The organism is Candidatus Nitrosarchaeum limnium BG20 (genome assembly GCF_000241145.1).
GTDB lineage: Archaea > Thermoproteota > Nitrososphaeria > Nitrososphaerales > Nitrosopumilaceae > Nitrosarchaeum > Nitrosarchaeum limnae.
In genome coordinates, this window is sequence record NZ_AHJG01000050.1 from 1 (window position 1) to 16168 (window position 16168).

A 16168-nucleotide genomic window follows, 5' to 3' on the forward strand; every position below is an offset into this window, starting at 1 on the left:
CCTGCAACACTAGTTCCATCAGAATTAGAATATGCTGAAGGATACAGAGCAAGAATGGAAGTACTAGAAGCAAAGATGAAACCAATTGATGAGATAAATACAAAGTCCGAAAAGAAAGAAAATTACGAAGATCCAGATTAAAAAAAATGGATAATTATTGAGAAAAGGTTAAAAGAAAATCAAAGCAACATTAAGTATCTACATGAAACAGATCATGAAGGTTTTTGATTGGAAGACGTATATTTTCACAGCAATAGCAGTTTTATCATTTTCAAATTCATGGTAGTATTATTTGGACACACTATACCGGGAGGATTTCTTTCATTTTTTAAAATTGCCGGAGAAGTGATAATTTTAGGAGCAGTGTTTTTGTTTGCTCTGGCTTGGTTACTTAAAGCAAGGCCACATAATCGTCCAAAGAAATACTCTGTAGTGGTATTTGATGTGTATGGTAAAAAAAGCGAGATAGTAGATATTCGTACTGAGTTTAAGACTCACGATGTTGCGTGGAGTTTTATGAAACAATACAAAGAGACATACCCACTATACAATTTTGCAATGGTGGCCACACTATCAAAAAAAGACAGACCAACTATCTTCAGATATATTTAATCTCAAATCCAATTAAACATAAAGTGAAATTATCATGGTATTTTTAATCCAAATCAATTTCAAATAAGATTCAGACTTTTATTCAGGACATTACAATAGAACTAGGTGGAGTTTTCTATTCTATCTGAAGCATTCAGTAAAATGGAATCAACTACAAAGAGACTAGAGTTAACGCAACATCTTGTAGAGTTATTTGAAAAAACACCACAAGATGTGATTTCACGAATTGTTTATCTTTTACAAGGAAAATTACGACCAGATTTTGAAGGAGTTGAATTGGGAGTTGCAGAAAAATTAGCAATCAGGGCCATTGCAAAATCGGCAGGTTCAGATAACGCGGAAAAGAAAATCGAGGACGAATACAGAAAAAGTGGAGACTTGGGACATGCAGCATCAAAGATTCTTGAGCAAAAAGAGCAGACAACATTTATGGTTCAGGACATCACAGTTGAGCGAGTTTATGAAAATTTAGTAACAATTGCAAAACTAGAAGGCAATAAAACGCAAGATAGAAAAATGAAATACATCTCAGGATTACTAAATGATGCAAATCCAGAAGAATCTAAATTTATTCTAAAAATTTTACTAGGAACACTACGGTTAGGAATTGCAGAAAACACAGTGATGGATGCACTTGCAATTGCATTTACTGGAAATAAAGAAAACAGAAAAGCACTAGAGCACGCTTACAATGTGTCAAGTGATCTTGGAAAAGTTGCAGAAACTATTGCAATCAAAGGGCTAAAAGGAATTGAAGAGTTTGAGATTAATTTGTTTAATCCAATTAGACCAATGCTTGCAGATAGAGTAAAAAGTGAAGAAGAAGCAATAGAAAAACTTGGAGCTCAATTTGCTGCGGAGTATAAGCTAGATGGTGAAAGAGTTCAACTGCATATTGAAGGAGATAAAGTAGTATTATTTTCAAGAAGTTTAGAAAACATTACAAGTTATTACCCAGATATTGTTGAAAAGATTCCAAAAGCAATTCAAGCAAATAAAGTAATTTTAGAAGCAGAGGCAGTTGCAATCAATGAAAATTCTGGAGAGTTCTTACCATTTCAAGAATTAATGCATAGAAGAAGAAAATATCAAATAGAAAAAGCGGTATTACAATATCCAATCACAGTGAATTTTTTTGATGTATTATATTATGATGGTAAAAGCTGTTTGGAATTCCCATACAAAGAAAGGAGAGAACTTTTGGAAAAAATTGTTAAAGAAGACGAGTATGCAAAACACGTACCAATGACAATTATTAACAATCAAGAAGACATTGAAGAATTTTTGGAAAACAGTATCAATTCAGGGTGTGAAGGGGTGATGTTAAAAATGCTAGACAAACCATATCAGGCAGGTTCTAGAGGAAGTTATTGGTTAAAGCTAAAACGAGAATACAGAAATGAGCTTGGAGACAGTTTAGATCTTGTTGTAATTGGCGCATTTTTTGGGAAGGGTAGACGGACAGGAAAATATGGAACTCTACTTTTGGCTTCATATGATTATGATAGAGACATGTTTACGAGCATATGCAAAGTAGGGACTGGATTTACTGATGATGATTTAGATCAGCTGTATCAAATACTATCTGACAAAGTAACAATAAAGAAAAATCCTAGAATCGATAGCGAAATGGAAGCAGACGTATGGTTTGAACCTGAGCTTGTAATTGAAATTGTAGCATCGGAGATTACACTTAGTCCAATTCACAAAGCTGCTAGAAATGAAATCAGAAAAGATACAGGTTTAGCATTACGATTTCCAAAGTTTACAGGCAAGATTAGACTTGAAAAAGATCCAGAAGATGCATCAACTAATGAAGAAGTAATGACTCTATTTAGAGGGCAGAAAAAAGTAGCTCATGATAAAAATTTAATGTGATTTGTGCTCAAATAGTGTAAAAAATCATAGAGGATTTAAATTACCTCATGGTATTTTGAAATCTAGAAATGTATAGCGGAGAGCTTGAAGTTCAAGCAAAAAGAAAGGCTATAGCAGTTTTACAAGACGAAATCAACCGAATCTTAAATGCCGCCAGAGAACTTGCAACACTCCCAGATCTAATGATGAAAAAAGACAAGACAGGGATCAAAAATTCATTAGAACAAATATCAACTATTGAAGAAGAGGTAGAAAATCTCAGAAGAAAGATTACAAGAGAAGTAGCTGACGTTGGAGGTTTAATCATGAACAGAGAAAACCTTCTCAATACAGCATACACAATGGATGAGATTGCAGGTTACATCACTGGAATAGCATTCAAACTTTCTAACATCAAGATTACTACATTGAAAAGTGCAAAGCTTGACGGAGACATTACAAAGTTGATTGAGTTGGTTGTAGACGAAGTTTACAAATTAAACGAAATCATACGTAGTCTAAACACCAATACTGCTAATGCAATTGAACTAGCACAAGAAACACAAAAGATAGAACGTGAGATAGACGTCAAATACAGACAAGCAACAATCAAACTATTATCAGAAGTTACAAACACAAAAGAGTTATTGTTGATAAAAGACGTAATTGAAGGAATCGAAGAAATGTCAGACAAATGTCAACGAGTCTCAGATTCTTTCATACTATTAGCACTAAGTCTATAACAAAACTATCACCCACCTTTTTACTTAATTTTTAATTGATTAAATGACAATAAGACCGCAAATACATTCTAAAAAATAGTAGAGAATTCATATACGCAGACCATTTAAAAAAAACAGATGAAAGCAGAACTGATTGAAAATAGAATAATAGTGTGGAATATTGAAGATTCGCGTAAATTATTCACTCATGGTTACTATGGTAAACCTATTGGCATTCCAAAACCAAAGCCTGATGAAATCAACGTACCATTGATTTTAGATCTTATAGAAGGACTGTATTTACTAGAAAATAAAAAAATAAGCATCTCCAAATTAAATCAAAAAATCACAGTTTCAGAAATGATCGAATTGTGTAAAAAAGAATATCATGATTTTGATAAAAAATATTTAGTATACAAAAACTTTCGAGATAAAGGATACATAATTAATCCTGGAATAAAATTTGGATGTGATTTTGCAGTGTATGAGAAAGGGCCAGGTATTGATCATGCACCATTTTTAATTCAAGTGTACAATAGAAGTGACCCAATCACGTCAACGGGAATTGTGCTAGCAGGTAGACTTGCAACAACAGTTAGAAAACAATTCATTTTAGCAATTCCAAAAGGAAAAGAACAAGTTGATTTTCTTGCGTTAGATTGGTGGAAAGCTTAGACTTGTTTAATGTGACCAGCTATTCTATCATAAATCTCAAAGAGTTCTTTAGTAATTCCAAAGTCAAGGTGATTCTTCCATTTGTTTCGAATTCTAATTGCTCCATCAGTTGGCTCGACATAAATTGTAGCATCACGAATTGATTGTTTTGCAATCATTTCATTGAGTGTGGCATCTTCATTTAATTTTCTTGCAAGACTACCGCTTCCATCCCATGTAACTTTGAGAATCGTTTTAGCTGAAAAATGTCCTTTTGTAGTTAGAATGGTTCTAGCAACATAGTTTGAACCCCCTTGATCAGTTTTCTTTTTTACAATAAAATGTGCTTGATATCTATCAAGTGCGCCCCATGGAAGTGGATTTGGATCTTGCATGATTATCCCTTTTGAATTATTTGAACTGTATCAATGTTAGAATTGGAAATATCAAGACAACCCTTGTTTGTAACCATTCTAGGAGTTTGTGAAAAATATCTACTGTAAAAATCGCCTTTTTCAAGATCATCAGTGCCAATAGGTTTGGATTTAGAATCAATACCGATCTCTTTTAACATATCAGAGAATTTTTCAGGCCAAGATTGTAATACAAATGTGTCAGATTCTGAATCATGCATATAATTCAAAAAACCATACCCACAAATAAAGATATCAAGAAATTATTTCTCAATTAATGCCATTCAAATACAAATGTCAGATAAAATAGGAATTAAAATTCAATGAACAATCGAATTAAATAATACAAGATCATTGTAAGTTTGATTATGTTAAAATTCCATGATAAAGTTGCCCTAGTAACAGGCAGTGGAACTGGAATAGGACAAGCCATTGCTAAAAAATTCATTGAAAATGGAGCAAGTGTCATAATTTTAGGCAGAAGAAAAGAGCCATTAGAAGAAACTTCAGTCATACTTAAAGAAATAATTGCCAAAGTAAACAGTGGTGCATTTGTAAGAATTTTTTCAGGAGTAGATGTAAGTGATGAGGATGGAATGAATCAAATGTTTGACACCCTGAAAAAAGAAAACATTACAGTAGACTATGTAATTAATAATGCAGGAGTTTCAGGTCCTGTAACTTGTTTTTCAAATGCTGCATTAGAAGAATTCAAAAGTACAATAGATATTCATTTGACTGGAACATTTTGGGGGTCTGTACAAGCACTAAGAGTAATGAAAGAAAATGGGAAGATAGTTACAATTTCAACATTTTTCACAGAAGAAAGACCTCTAGAGCAAAGACCTTACAGATTTAGAAGTCCATACACTGCAGCACAAGGTGCAAAAAATAGACTAGTAGAGGCAATGTCTTGGGAGCTAACAGATAAAAAAATTATATCGATTGGGACAAATCCTGGACCTGTACATTCAGATAGAATTTACAAAACAGTTTATCCTAAAGCAGCTGCAGAATTTTTACGGGTAAGTGGATTTGAAGACCTTACACCAATTCAAGTAGAAGCAGCAAATAAAGAATTATTCCCATTGTTAGGAGAAGATGAAAAAACAGTCAAAGATGGGATTACAAAAGCATCACAAAAATTAGCACCGTCCATTGGAAAAGATGCTGGAAAACTAGCAACAACCATAACTAATCTATTAAACAAAATTCAAACCATTGCAGAAAAAGTTCAGAAAAATACATCACATATGATTGCAGATCAACAATTCCTTTCACAAGGACAAGTTGCAGAATCAGTGTTGAATCTTTGTGACGATGAGATTGCAAGAATACTAAATGGTAAAGTCATACCAGGAGACAGAGTATTTTATCCAGTTAAACCACATATTGGCACAACCACACCTGGAGTTCACCAACCAAACTTTACTGGAAGATCAATTGTGTTTACTATTGACGCAACTGAAAAATCAGATGCACAAAGAGTAGAGCATCTTGCTCAACATGTCATAAAGAATGGCGGTAAAGTTGCATGTTTTATTTCAGAATCAACGCCAAAGGAATTACAAGAATACATTAGCTCAAAATTTCATTCTCACGTTGTAAACATCAAGAATCCAGAGGAGGTTAAAAAATGGCTAAACACAGCAAACACAAATCTAGGTAACATTTTAGCAGTAATTCACATTACTGGAAAATTACCAAATATTTCAAAATTAGTTGAATTACCACGAGCGAAATGGCAAGAACTAGTTGAGAAGTTCATCACAACGCCTGCAACTGTTGCCCAGGGAGTATTAGGACAATTTGTTCCAGGCGGTGACAAAGACCCAAGATTATACAAAGATGCCAAGGGAGCAATAATGATTGTAGGTCCAGACTTACCAGTAGGCGCTAAAGTGACAGGACTACAAAGAGCTCAAGTAGAGGTATTCAGAGGGGCATTACGACCATTTACAACTACAGTAAACCAAGAACTAAGTGATGTACTTAATTCAAAGATTCGATTAATCACAGTGTTTCCGGGTTCAGTTACTGGTTCAGAACCAAACAACGAGAGAATTGCTCAAGCACTAAACTTCCTAGTATCAGATATTGCCCTAGATTCATCAGAAGTAACATTTTGTGTTGATGAATCAAGACTAGGATGAAAAAATTTTCAGAGATTAAAGTAGGGGATGAATTTTTCTCCACATGTAGTATATCAGAAAAAGAGTTAGAAGAATATTTCAAATTTTCTAGAGTGAAAAATGCATTTTTGGAAGACATGCAAAAAACAAAACAAAAAATTGTTTCAGGACGAGCCATATTATCAAGAATGGAGGGAGAATTTACCAGACTCAGTCAAATTTATGGAAATCACATAATATTTGTTGGGACAGATGGAGATTCAGAATGGGAAAATAGAAGCAGTAGATTTCTAAATCCACTATACACAGATGAAGCACTAAAAATAAAATTCACAGTATCTGCAAAAGAAGACATTGATGATGAATTTGGAAAAATTGCAATAAATTATGAAGGGACAAACCAAGATGGAAAAATCATTGTATTATCAAAGAAAAACTGGTACCGAATCAAAAAAACGATTTCATGATAAACGTAGAGATTCATAGTTTGTAAACTAGTTAAAATAGTAATTTGAGAAACAACATTATGAAAATATCTGAAATAAAAGTAGATGATAGTCAAACAGGATATTATTGGTTGCAGATTTTTGTAAAAAACCAAAGAGAAGCATTTGCATTAAGAGATCAGATTTTCCATGATCAAGAAATCAAAGAGAGGATACACAGTACTATTAAACAGAGCCAACAAATTGCAGCAAACTCTCCGGTTGAAATGGAAGTAATAATCCACAACATCATAATAGAAAAACTACAATCAATTCTTGATGGAAAAGAGATATCGTAGTCCTGTTTTGTAAATATAAAATCTACAAAAGGTTATGAGCGATTAATTCAGATGGTAATTTAATGAAGATTTTGATTGGAATTATAATTGTGGGAATTTTTTTATCGTTGAGTTTTGTAAATCATTCTTTTGGTTATAATGTAGAGTATCAAATAATAGGAAAACAGTTCTCAAAAAATCCACTCATTTGCACATATGAACCAGTTTTAGGGTCAGATCCTTACCTAAAACAATGGGGAGTTGATAGATTATCAGAAACTGCAAGATTGGCAGTGCAGGATTGGCAATCAGCATTACAACAAAATGAAAAAAGAGAACTCAGAGATAATTGGAGAATTGACTATCGTGTGTTGACAGACAAAAATATTGATTCCAAAAAAGAGTGCAACGTTCTGATTCAATTTGAATCCATGCCACAAGAAAAAAGCGAGTGGTACAGCGTACTAGGAGTGACATATTCTAATTACAACAATACAGATGTAAAATTAATTAAAATCTATTACAGAGATGTCAAAATTTGTCAAACCAACGATGCACAATACATCTACTACAACTTATGTTATGGAGAAGATATGCTCATATCAGAAAAACTAAGAACCACAATTACACATGAGATTGGTCATGCCTTAGGGCTAGGTCATTATCAGGCAGACGATGTTAAAGTTAATGCAGCATGGGCCAAAGGAGGGGCGGAGGCAGATTCAATCATGGCAGTATTTTCACATGAGAATTCAAAATTAATGAAGATAAAACCAATCGACATTGAAAAAATTAAATCAATTTACACACCAAATGGATTCAAGTCAATTCAAGATACTCTAAAAGAACAGCCAACAGAAATTGAAACAATTCCAGAACCACAGATAGTACAAAAGACACAATTGATTCCAACATGGGTTAAAAACAATGCAAAGTGGTGGTCTGAAGGAAATTCAGATGATCAAACATTTGTAAATGCAATAGAGTTTCTTGTAAAAAGTGAGATAATCAAGGTGTCCAGTGTTTCTCAAACAGACGATAGTGACACCATTCCAACATGGGTTAAAAACAATGCAAAGTGGTGGTCTGAGGGAATCATTACAGATGGGGATTTTATCAAAGGTATTGAGTTTCTGGCAGAGCATGGAATTATCAAAATAAAATCATAAACTATATTCACTACACAAAAAACAACTGATAATTTTGTAGTAATGGTTTAATGCAAATATCAGAAAATAGCCATATGAGTTTTGATTGCAACTGTACTATCAATGACTATGGAGAATTACTCTCAGAATGCAATGAGCACAAAGAAGCTAACTTCATGAAATAGGTATTTTGATGCCTCCTCAAAAGCGGAGGCAAATGAAATGCGTTAACTAGTTTATGTGAGCTATTTGCCTTCCAGCTAACACCGCGAGATATCCCTGACTCAATGAAAGTCAAAAAACAAAACTTTGTATTAAAAAACTAAGGCAAAATAAAGTCACTTTTTAGTAAATTCTTATAATATATCTTAATTTGATATAAAAATTCAATAAAACTATTAGAAAATAAGAAATTTCATAATTATTATTATAATATTATGAAATTATTAGTTTGAGGTCAATTCTCAGATTCTTCGTATGCCTCATCTTGCTCATAATTTTCTTGGAGCTTAATCTGATGATCTTCCTCTTTCATTTCTTCTCTCTCAACTAATTTCCATTCTTTTTCAACTTCTTTAGATTTTTTATCAGTCAACGACATTTATGATAATTTTCAACTTATTAGATAATGCATAATTTTCAACTTTGATACCAAGAAAATTAGCTTCCAATTAGAAAGATGTGTTCAGATGCCGAATCAAAAAATAATTTAATTGCGGCAATTATAATAATTGCAGATACTAAAATTTGTAGATATCTTTCTTTGATATCAAGAGACAAACGAGCCCCAACTAATCCCCCTACAAATGCACCAGCAGCTAAAAGTCCTGCTTGGATAAAATCAGGATGCCCTAAAATACTGTGAGTTATTATTCCAGATAAAGATGCAAACAGTAAAATAAATTGTGATGTAGGGGCAGCTTTTTTCATAGTCATTCCAATTCCTACAACCATCAATGGAACAAATATTGTTCCTCCACCTATTCCAAAAAAAGAAGAAACTATTCCAGCAAAAAAGCTTGCACCAATTGCAAAAATTATCATTTGTTTTGTAAGTTTCTTCTCTCTAGTTTCAATTTTTTTTCTCAAAAAAATATAGATTGCAGATGAAATTAACACCAATCCAAATAAGATCTTAAAGATTCCCGGGGTAACATCGCTTGAAAGAAGTGCACCTAGAATAGTTCCAGGTATCGACAATAAGCCGAGTTTTAAGCCAAGAGAATATTCAATTCGTTTTTGTCGTGAGTAAGAAAATGTAGAACCAACTGCATTGCTAAATGCTGCAAAAAGACTATTACTGGCAGCCAATGTTGGAGGAAATCCAAAAAATGTCAAAACGGGTACAACTACAATTCCACCACCAAGTCCAATCATGGAGCCAAGTACTCCAGCTGCAAACCCTAATGGAATCAACCATAATTGATCAACAATCATAAGTTACCACTCATATTCACGTATACCTTGATTTTAGTTTGTTATAACAAATTTCCAAAGATAGCCTTTGGTGTTGGTAGTAATTTCTAAGAATAGATGTTTTTGGGCCAAACCATCGATTTGAGAGTTGCTAGTAGTATGTTTACCCTCAAGATGGTGAAATTTTGCTGCATCAACCCAGGCTGAAATAGATTCTAAATTACCAGGTTTTTGTGCTTGCCAACAATCACATACAACAGATTCAACCATTGTTTGATAAACGATTTTAACAGAATCTAATTGATTCATGAACGGATCAGTTTGAATTACACCTAAAATGGTATTTGGGGAATCTATACTACCAGTCATGTGAATATTTCCTAAAAACTTACCATCTGAATCTTTGAGTTCAGTTGAAGTACAATACTCTACAGAATTTTGTTTGATGTCATCCTGATAAAAAGTACAATATTGTGCAGTTGTATTACCTGAAAACTTTAGTGGATTTGACATTGAGATTCCTTTTGAAGCAAGTATAGATTGGATATTAAAATTAGTAGCATTGTAAGAAAAGGTAATTGGATAAGATATCTTTTCAGTAATTGGTTTTTGAGTAATGGGAGTTTGTTTTTCATTTAATGGAATGGAGTAGTTTATTGTAAAAACAGATGCCAATAAAATTACTAAAGCAACTCCAGCTACAATAGGTAAAAGAATCTTAGTTTTCAGTTCAATGATTCAAATTGACATTATAAAATAAGGTTTTGCAATCTAAATAGAGATAATTGATAGCTTTGAAGATTTTGTAATGTTATACTTATCAACAAATCCAGAAGTCACTTCAAGAATGTATAGTGCTTCAGTGCCAGGAGTTAAACTTTGACAAGTCATAGTTTCAAGTGCAGTTTTACAAGGTTGAACATCTTTTTCAATATGAACTACATTACCATCTTGATCAAACCAAATCATATCTAATGAAAATTGCATGTTTAACATCCAAAGGGAGTATAAATCAGGTTTATCAAAAACAAAAATCATCCCTTGATCATAGGGTAGCTGTTCTTGAAACATCAATCCACGAACACGTCTTGGTTCAGTATCTGCAATTTGAACCTGAAGTGCCACATCATCAATTTTGACAGTACCTGTAGGAAATTTTACAGCCTCAAGTTTACTGTCACTTGGAATAGATATCAAACCGACAATTCCAATGATTACGGCAGCAAAAACAACCGGGATTAGAATTTGGGCTCTTGTTGCCATAAAGATAGTTATTTTTTCCTTTTAAAATACTGTATAGTATGTAATTTCAAAGCCAAAAGAACTACTTTTTTTGCACTTTTGTAGATAAAAAGGAAAAAATATTCATGTATCCTTTTTAATAGCATCTATTAATTTTTGATTTATTTGTTCTATTTCATCGCCGGATATAGAAACATCTCTTTCCATTATTTCACATACCTCAATTATTGGCAAAATCCTGAAATTTTCATATTGAATTCGTGTAACAATACATGTAGTAAAGCGTACATCCCCTTTTAGCTTATATCGAATCTTAACTGCGTTATTCATTTTGAACATTCTGAGAGATAAGAATACTTTCTAAAATTCCTAAATTCATTACGATGATCATACTTTGTTAAAGGTTAAAAAGTAATATAATATGAAATTTATATTAATAAACAGGCAGTAAATTTTTCAAAATTAATTATATAGCATAAAATTATTGAAATATTTAAGAGTGGGCCAAAGTGCCCACCCTCGGACTGGTCTGTATGAAACGAATGACTCTTTGAGGACCATTATAGGTATAGAAAAATTCACTTAAAAGACTCACGTAGTAATTGTTCACACAAATCATCAGTACGGCCTAAATAGTAATTTACAAAAATCAATAGTAATTGGAGCTGTCACCAATCAACAATTCGTTGATGGTCTTAAGTTCCAATGTTTCAACTTTATGATCTACCCAAAGTAATTTATAAGATATTTTTTACTTGATAGATACAAGTTACAAATAGAGTATCTAACTAGTTTCATCATGTTAAGATATTCATAAATTAATCAAGATGTATTGTTTTTCACATGAATTACAAAGTCAAAGAAAATGAGGCAAAAACTAGCCAAATCCAGATTTACTCTGTTTTAAATTTTAAATTGCATGTTGGACAAAACCAAGATATGGATTCGCCTTGTTCTCGAAAGATCATTCCAAAACATTTAGGACACTGTCCAATTTCATCATTCATAATTTGACTTTAAAATTTCCAAACATAAGTATTTCAAAAAAATGAAAATAATTCAACGAGGAAACTATGGAATGAATAAAACAACTTTTGAGTGCTTCCACCCATTTTTGTTCTTCTTTCCTACTGTCAATTGCTTTGACAGTTCCTCGTCAAATACCATATGACTAAATGATATTAAAGTGATTTGGCATATTTTCTTTATATTTGTAAAGATAATAATTAATTCATTAAATAATTATTAATATCTGAATCAAGAATAATTTCTACATGTATTCAGTCAAAAAATAGAAATATTTACAATATATTAGAAATATCCATATAAATTTCTCAAATAAATCTTAAATAGTTTAACTTCTTATAACATATGTTGTCGAAAACAATTTCGGCTGAATAAACTGCGTGACCCTACAGAACAAAAAAAGGCAATCAGGCGTTTAACGCCCTGACCATGAGAGGAAATCTCTCTATGTTCTGTAATTGAGGGTTACGCCTTTTTGTTTTTCTCTAGTGGTAATTCATTATAATCAAATACAATGTTAAATGCAAGATTGACGTATAGTGTATGAGATTCAAGTTATTTTTTGTATGTTCGTCGTCCTAGCATACAAAGACAAGAATCTCGTTTTATATTTACAAATTTTTCAAGAATAGGAATTAGGATCTTGTTTTTATTTGATAAATGCGTATTAGCAGTGGAAAGCTGACACACTATTCTATTGTCAAATAGTGGCATCGGTTTGACAGTCATAGCTTACTTGCATGGCTGTGCAAAGGATGGACCGCAAAAAGTCAGCTTCCAAATTTTACAAAAGATGAGAAATTTTTTAATACTCTTTCAAATCATAGAACAAACCAAGGTTGTGATAAAGATTACGGATTCGTTATTAAACACTATAGACATTTTATTGGATTTGCAAGTTGGTGATACTTCAAGATTAAAGCATATCAAAAAAATGATTTTAGAAAATAAGCAATTATACGCTAGTGATCAACAATATGTACAAAGTCTTACAACATCATATAACATCGGTGATCAAAAAAAAATAGATGTCACAGAACAGATAAAATTGATCAATTGTCGTACTTGTAGTTCTAGTATTCCAGAATCTGCAAAGTATTGCAGTTTATGTGGCTCAAGACAAAATAAAGATAACCAATCCATTGTGAAAAAACTTAACTCGTTAACATTTGTTCCAAAACCAAAATCATACCAATCACTCGCCATTATAGGTGCATTAACTGTAATGATACCAGTGTTGTTCATAGTGGCAAGATTAGACCCATTATTAGCTGCAATCGAGTTTGATACTGGAAGAGACCTATCAGAAATAGCAGGTTTGTTTATAGCATTAGGAATTATTTCAAGTACATTAAGTATATTTACAGTTATAGTTACATTTGTAATTAAGAATCCAAAAAAGGTTGGAAAAATATTATTTTTTATGGCATTTGCAATACTTGCAAGTTCAGTTTTGATTGGAGTGGTAGGGGTAGTATTTATTTTAATTTCAAGCAAAAATGCTTACAAGAAAAGGCATTACTAAATCCAAAATCAATACCTAAAATATCACAAAAATAAAATCATAGATCTATATCTCTGGTTTCTCGACTAAGCAATGTCGGAATGATTAGAATTATTGAACCTATTATGATATTGATTCCAAGGGCAACAGGGATCATTGGTTTTGGTACGCCAGACATGAGATACAATGCAATTAAGGGGGACCAAGAACCAAAGATAAGTCCAGCATTATATGAAAACCCGGCAGCACTATTTCGTATTTGTGTTGGAAACCGTTCTGAAAAGTATGCAGGAATTGGTCCGGATGCAGTAGATACTACAAATGCAAACACAATGACATAAAATATCAAGCCATAGACATTATCTAATATCATAGTAGCAAGTGGAATAGAAACTAGAATAGATGCAGATACAAAAATAAGCATTGATTTTTTTCGACCGATTTTTTGAGATAGCCAACCAGTTACAATCATACCAATCCAAGAGGATGCAGTAGCATAAATCATGATTAGAGCAATCTCCTTTTTCTCAAAACTACCAAACTGTCCCAAGTATGTCGGCAAAACACTAATTGAACCATGATACATGTAAACAAGTCCTGTCATTATCGCAGCACAAAGCAAAAACTCTTTGCGGTGAATTTTTCCAAGAACAATACTTCTAAGAGGAGTTTTTTCAAGTTTAGATTCCTTATTCTTTTTTACCCAAAGTGGAGATTCATCCATACTCAATCTAACAAAAAGTGCGACAAAACCAGGAATAATACCAGTAAAAAATAACATTCGCCATCCAATTTCTTCAAAAAGATTTCCAGGAAACAAGATAGTAATAATTTGAAAAGATATTGCAGCTAAAAGAAAACCAAATGAGAAACCACTTTGTAAAAATCCAGATAGTAATCCCCTTTTTTGTTTAGGAATACTTTCAATTGTCAGTACAGCGCCGCTACCCCATTCACCCCCTGCAAAAATTCCCTGAATGAGACGAACCGATATTAGAAAGATTGGTGCCAATACTCCTACAACTGCGTATGTAGGTAGCAATCCAACTGCAAATGTTGCAATTGAGAATCCAAGTATTGTGATAATCATAGATTTTTTCCTGCCAAACTTATCACCATATATTCCAAAAATAACAGACCCAAGAGGCCTCATTATTAGGGTTACAGTGTATGATGCAAATGTTGCAAGTATGCTAAAGATATGATCTTCGGATGGGAAAAAGAGTTGGCTAATTGATGGAATGACTAAAAGCATTAGTACAATATCATATCCATCTAATGACCATCCAAGAAACGAACCTATCGCAATTTTTTTCTGAGCTACAGTTAAACTCAACAAAATATTTCTTGTCAAGTTGTATTTAGGCTTAGATTACAAGAACTGATTTCATATACAGTATACAAAATTTCAACATCAGATGGGTAAAACAAGCATAAGCCTTTTCAGAAATGATTCCATATTATAATATCATGATAACAGAACAAATGCTAAAAGAAATTTGCGACCGAGTAGAAAATTCTTTAGAGAACTATGTACTTGAACATAAAGGACAGTTATTTGAAGACGGTAAAATTATAGAGGGAGGTATGGAAGGACAGATAAAAAATTTGTATGAAACCAGAGTATCAAGTTTAATTATTTCAAAAGGTGAAAACATCAAATCATTGACACAAATCCAACAAAAATACATTGAAGATAGAATGAAAAACACTCTGGAATTATCAAAAAAACAATACGAATCATAATCTATGATTAAACACGCAGAGGTAGATCTGAAAGCAGTCCATATTTTTTATCCAAATGCATCTATAGCAAAACAGGCATAGTAGAAATAGAGTAGATTTACCATTAGACAGAGAATGCCAGAGATCAACATCAAAGAGTATGAAGCTAGATGCAAAGAGATGCTAATAGATCCTGAAGTAAGATTTGCAGCTTTACTAGGTGCCGACGGGGAATTACTTGCAGGTGGACTAAAAGAAAACATCAATCTTAGATTAAACGATGCGCAGATGGATGAGGTATGCAAAGAATTAGCATCCAGAGTTGAAAAAAGGAAAAAATATGATTTTGAGTTAGGACGTGTAAAGTACTCAACATCACGAAGAGAACATGTAGTGATAATGAGTTTCCCAGTTTATGAAAAAGTGGTAATGATTGTAGCAGAGCCAAATGTTAACATCGACAGATTGGCATATAGAATAATAGAAAAATTAGGAAAAGAGTGGGATGAATTTTTTGGAAAGCCTATTTAGCGTAGTACTGAACCTTTGAAATCACTTATTGTAGAGATTGTATTTTTTGTCTCTTGACCAATATCTTTAATGGTTGCACCATTGTATTTTTTTGAAATTATTGTTCCAGCTCCCATTAATGCTAGACCAATAGGTGTGGTAACTGGTTCAGGAGATAGAAACATGATTAGCCCAATTTTTTGCATTTTTTTGCCTGGAGCTGGTGCCTTTTCTAAACATCTCATGGATCTAGCAGTCCCGCGGTCATCTATCTTTGACATGTCATTATATAATGAGGCTCTACGCTTGGCAGAATCAGATACCTTACGGATTTTATCTAGTCGTGCCTTTAGATGGTCTACCATAACAGTTAATCATTTAGAAAAAGATAGTTAAGATTCAATGATCAATATGCGATACTACCAAGTCAATAAAGAATAACCA

General features: G+C 32.8%; 20 protein-coding genes. 11 read left to right on the plus strand and 9 right to left on the minus strand.

Going from position 1 to position 16168, the window contains the following annotated elements; all coding sequences use genetic code 11:
- The first annotated feature begins 228 nt into the window (after window positions 1-228).
- The 4 genes from BG20_RS01770 to endA all read left to right on the plus strand — a co-directional run bounded on the left by BG20_RS01770 (window position 229) and on the right by endA (window position 3866).
- Window positions 229-612 carry a hypothetical protein gene (locus BG20_RS01770; RefSeq protein WP_238527444.1) on the plus strand — a complete coding sequence of 128 codons (384 nt, stop codon included), beginning with the start codon at window positions 229-231 and terminating at the stop codon, window positions 610-612.
- Between the two features lie 105 nt (window positions 613-717).
- Entirely contained in the window at window positions 718-2490 is a 1773-nt protein-coding gene (locus BG20_RS01775; protein WP_010190077.1) for an ATP-dependent DNA ligase, read from the plus strand.
- 68 nt (window positions 2491-2558) lie between these two features.
- On the plus strand, window positions 2559-3212 hold the full coding sequence (locus BG20_RS01780) for a DUF47 domain-containing protein (protein ID WP_007401856.1): 654 nt from the start codon (window positions 2559-2561) through the stop codon (window positions 3210-3212).
- A 117-nt stretch (window positions 3213-3329) separates the two neighbouring features.
- Entirely contained in the window at window positions 3330-3866 is a 537-nt protein-coding gene (gene endA, locus BG20_RS01785) for a tRNA-intron lyase (RefSeq protein WP_010190079.1), read from the plus strand.
- On the opposite strand, the gene BG20_RS01790 is transcribed toward endA, so the two are convergent.
- Both BG20_RS01790 and BG20_RS01795 read right to left on the minus strand, forming a co-directional pair.
- Window positions 3863-4240: a hypothetical protein gene (locus BG20_RS01790; protein ID WP_010190081.1), complete on the minus strand. Its 378-nt coding sequence runs from the start codon at window positions 4238-4240 to the stop codon at window positions 3863-3865. The genes endA and BG20_RS01790 overlap by 4 nt on opposite strands.
- 2 nt (window positions 4241-4242) lie before the next feature.
- Window positions 4243-4479: a hypothetical protein gene (locus BG20_RS01795; RefSeq protein WP_010190083.1), complete on the minus strand. Its 237-nt coding sequence runs from the start codon at window positions 4477-4479 to the stop codon at window positions 4243-4245.
- Window positions 4480-4626: 147 nt separating this feature from the next.
- On the opposite strand from BG20_RS01795, the gene BG20_RS01800 reads away from it, so the two are divergent.
- The 4 genes from BG20_RS01800 to BG20_RS01815 all read left to right on the plus strand — a co-directional run bounded on the left by BG20_RS01800 (window position 4627) and on the right by BG20_RS01815 (window position 8322).
- The gene (locus BG20_RS01800; protein ID WP_010190084.1) at window positions 4627-6411 is read left to right on the plus strand and encodes an SDR family NAD(P)-dependent oxidoreductase; all 1785 of its coding nucleotides are present in this window, start codon (window positions 4627-4629) and stop codon (window positions 6409-6411) included.
- Entirely contained in the window at window positions 6408-6857 is a 450-nt protein-coding gene (locus BG20_RS01805) for a hotdog family protein (protein ID WP_010190086.1), read from the plus strand. The genes BG20_RS01800 and BG20_RS01805 overlap by 4 nt, the downstream gene beginning before the upstream one ends.
- 59 nt (window positions 6858-6916) lie before the next feature.
- Window positions 6917-7174, plus strand: a complete 258-nt coding sequence (locus BG20_RS01810) for a hypothetical protein (RefSeq protein WP_010190088.1) — start codon at window positions 6917-6919, stop codon at window positions 7172-7174.
- 62 nt (window positions 7175-7236) lie between these two features.
- Window positions 7237-8322, plus strand: a complete 1086-nt coding sequence (locus BG20_RS01815; RefSeq protein WP_010190090.1) for a hypothetical protein — start codon at window positions 7237-7239, stop codon at window positions 8320-8322.
- Between the two features lie 436 nt (window positions 8323-8758).
- Here the strand turns inward: BG20_RS01815 and BG20_RS12595 are convergent, their stop codons facing one another.
- From BG20_RS12595 to BG20_RS01835, 5 genes are all read right to left on the minus strand, one after another.
- The gene (locus BG20_RS12595; protein ID WP_193352999.1) at window positions 8759-8902 is read right to left on the minus strand and encodes a hypothetical protein; all 144 of its coding nucleotides are present in this window, start codon (window positions 8900-8902) and stop codon (window positions 8759-8761) included.
- A 59-nt stretch (window positions 8903-8961) separates the two neighbouring features.
- Entirely contained in the window at window positions 8962-9738 is a 777-nt protein-coding gene (locus tag BG20_RS01820) for a sulfite exporter TauE/SafE family protein (RefSeq protein WP_010190092.1), read from the minus strand.
- Window positions 9739-9771: 33 nt separating this feature from the next.
- Window positions 9772-10392, minus strand: a complete 621-nt coding sequence (locus tag BG20_RS01825; protein WP_010190094.1) for a hypothetical protein — start codon at window positions 10390-10392, stop codon at window positions 9772-9774.
- A gap of 96 nt (window positions 10393-10488) precedes the next feature.
- Complete coding sequence (locus tag BG20_RS01830; RefSeq protein ID WP_010190095.1) at window positions 10489-10980, minus strand: DUF192 domain-containing protein; 492 nt, start codon at window positions 10978-10980, stop codon at window positions 10489-10491.
- A 102-nt stretch (window positions 10981-11082) separates the two neighbouring features.
- A complete protein-coding gene (locus tag BG20_RS01835) occupies window positions 11083-11289 on the minus strand; it encodes a hypothetical protein (protein WP_238527445.1) in 207 nt (68 codons plus the stop codon).
- A gap of 1414 nt (window positions 11290-12703) precedes the next feature.
- Here BG20_RS01835 and BG20_RS01840 point away from each other — a divergent pair.
- On the plus strand, window positions 12704-13510 hold the full coding sequence (locus tag BG20_RS01840; RefSeq protein ID WP_238527446.1) for a hypothetical protein: 807 nt from the start codon (window positions 12704-12706) through the stop codon (window positions 13508-13510).
- Between the two features lie 37 nt (window positions 13511-13547).
- Here BG20_RS01840 and BG20_RS01845 read toward each other — a convergent pair whose 3' ends face one another.
- Window positions 13548-14825 (minus strand): MFS transporter, encoded by a 1278-nt coding sequence (locus BG20_RS01845; protein ID WP_010190100.1) that lies wholly within the window; start codon window positions 14823-14825, stop codon window positions 13548-13550.
- Window positions 14826-14959: 134 nt separating this feature from the next.
- Here BG20_RS01845 and BG20_RS01850 point away from each other — a divergent pair, with 134 nt between their 5' ends.
- The gene (locus BG20_RS01850; protein WP_010190102.1) at window positions 14960-15235 is read left to right on the plus strand and encodes a hypothetical protein; all 276 of its coding nucleotides are present in this window, start codon (window positions 14960-14962) and stop codon (window positions 15233-15235) included.
- Between the two features lie 114 nt (window positions 15236-15349).
- Entirely contained in the window at window positions 15350-15745 is a 396-nt protein-coding gene (locus tag BG20_RS01855) for a DUF6659 family protein (RefSeq protein WP_010190104.1), read from the plus strand.
- Here BG20_RS01855 and BG20_RS01860 read toward each other — a convergent pair.
- Window positions 15742-16089, minus strand: coding sequence for a hypothetical protein (locus BG20_RS01860; RefSeq protein WP_007401873.1), 348 nt, complete (start codon window positions 16087-16089; stop codon window positions 15742-15744). The two genes, BG20_RS01855 and BG20_RS01860, sit on opposite strands and share 4 nt — an antisense overlap.
- Between the last annotated feature and the right edge of the window lie 79 nt (window positions 16090-16168).

Coding starts and splice junctions, on each gene's coding strand:
- BG20_RS12595 (WP_193352999.1), bottom strand. CDS start 8,902: ATGTCGTTGACTGATAAAAAATCTAAAGAAGTTGAAAAAGAATGGAAA.
- BG20_RS01790 (WP_010190081.1), bottom strand. CDS start 4,240: ATGCAAGATCCAAATCCACTTCCATGGGGCGCACTTGATAGATATCAA.
- BG20_RS01795 (WP_010190083.1), bottom strand. CDS start 4,479: ATGCATGATTCAGAATCTGACACATTTGTATTACAATCTTGGCCTGAA.
- BG20_RS01800 (WP_010190084.1), top strand. CDS start 4,627: ATGTTAAAATTCCATGATAAAGTTGCCCTAGTAACAGGCAGTGGAACT.
- BG20_RS01805 (WP_010190086.1), top strand. CDS start 6,408: ATGAAAAAATTTTCAGAGATTAAAGTAGGGGATGAATTTTTCTCCACA.
- BG20_RS01855 (WP_010190104.1), top strand. CDS start 15,350: ATGCCAGAGATCAACATCAAAGAGTATGAAGCTAGATGCAAAGAGATG.
- BG20_RS01810 (WP_010190088.1), top strand. CDS start 6,917: ATGAAAATATCTGAAATAAAAGTAGATGATAGTCAAACAGGATATTAT.
- BG20_RS01815 (WP_010190090.1), top strand. CDS start 7,237: ATGAAGATTTTGATTGGAATTATAATTGTGGGAATTTTTTTATCGTTG.
- BG20_RS01780 (WP_007401856.1), top strand. CDS start 2,559: ATGTATAGCGGAGAGCTTGAAGTTCAAGCAAAAAGAAAGGCTATAGCA.
- BG20_RS01835 (WP_238527445.1), bottom strand. CDS start 11,289: ATGAATAACGCAGTTAAGATTCGATATAAGCTAAAAGGGGATGTACGC.
- endA (WP_010190079.1), top strand. CDS start 3,330: ATGAAAGCAGAACTGATTGAAAATAGAATAATAGTGTGGAATATTGAA.
- BG20_RS01860 (WP_007401873.1), bottom strand. CDS start 16,089: ATGGTAGACCATCTAAAGGCACGACTAGATAAAATCCGTAAGGTATCT.
- BG20_RS01850 (WP_010190102.1), top strand. CDS start 14,960: ATGATAACAGAACAAATGCTAAAAGAAATTTGCGACCGAGTAGAAAAT.
- BG20_RS01820 (WP_010190092.1), bottom strand. CDS start 9,738: ATGATTGTTGATCAATTATGGTTGATTCCATTAGGGTTTGCAGCTGGA.
- BG20_RS01830 (WP_010190095.1), bottom strand. CDS start 10,980: ATGGCAACAAGAGCCCAAATTCTAATCCCGGTTGTTTTTGCTGCCGTA.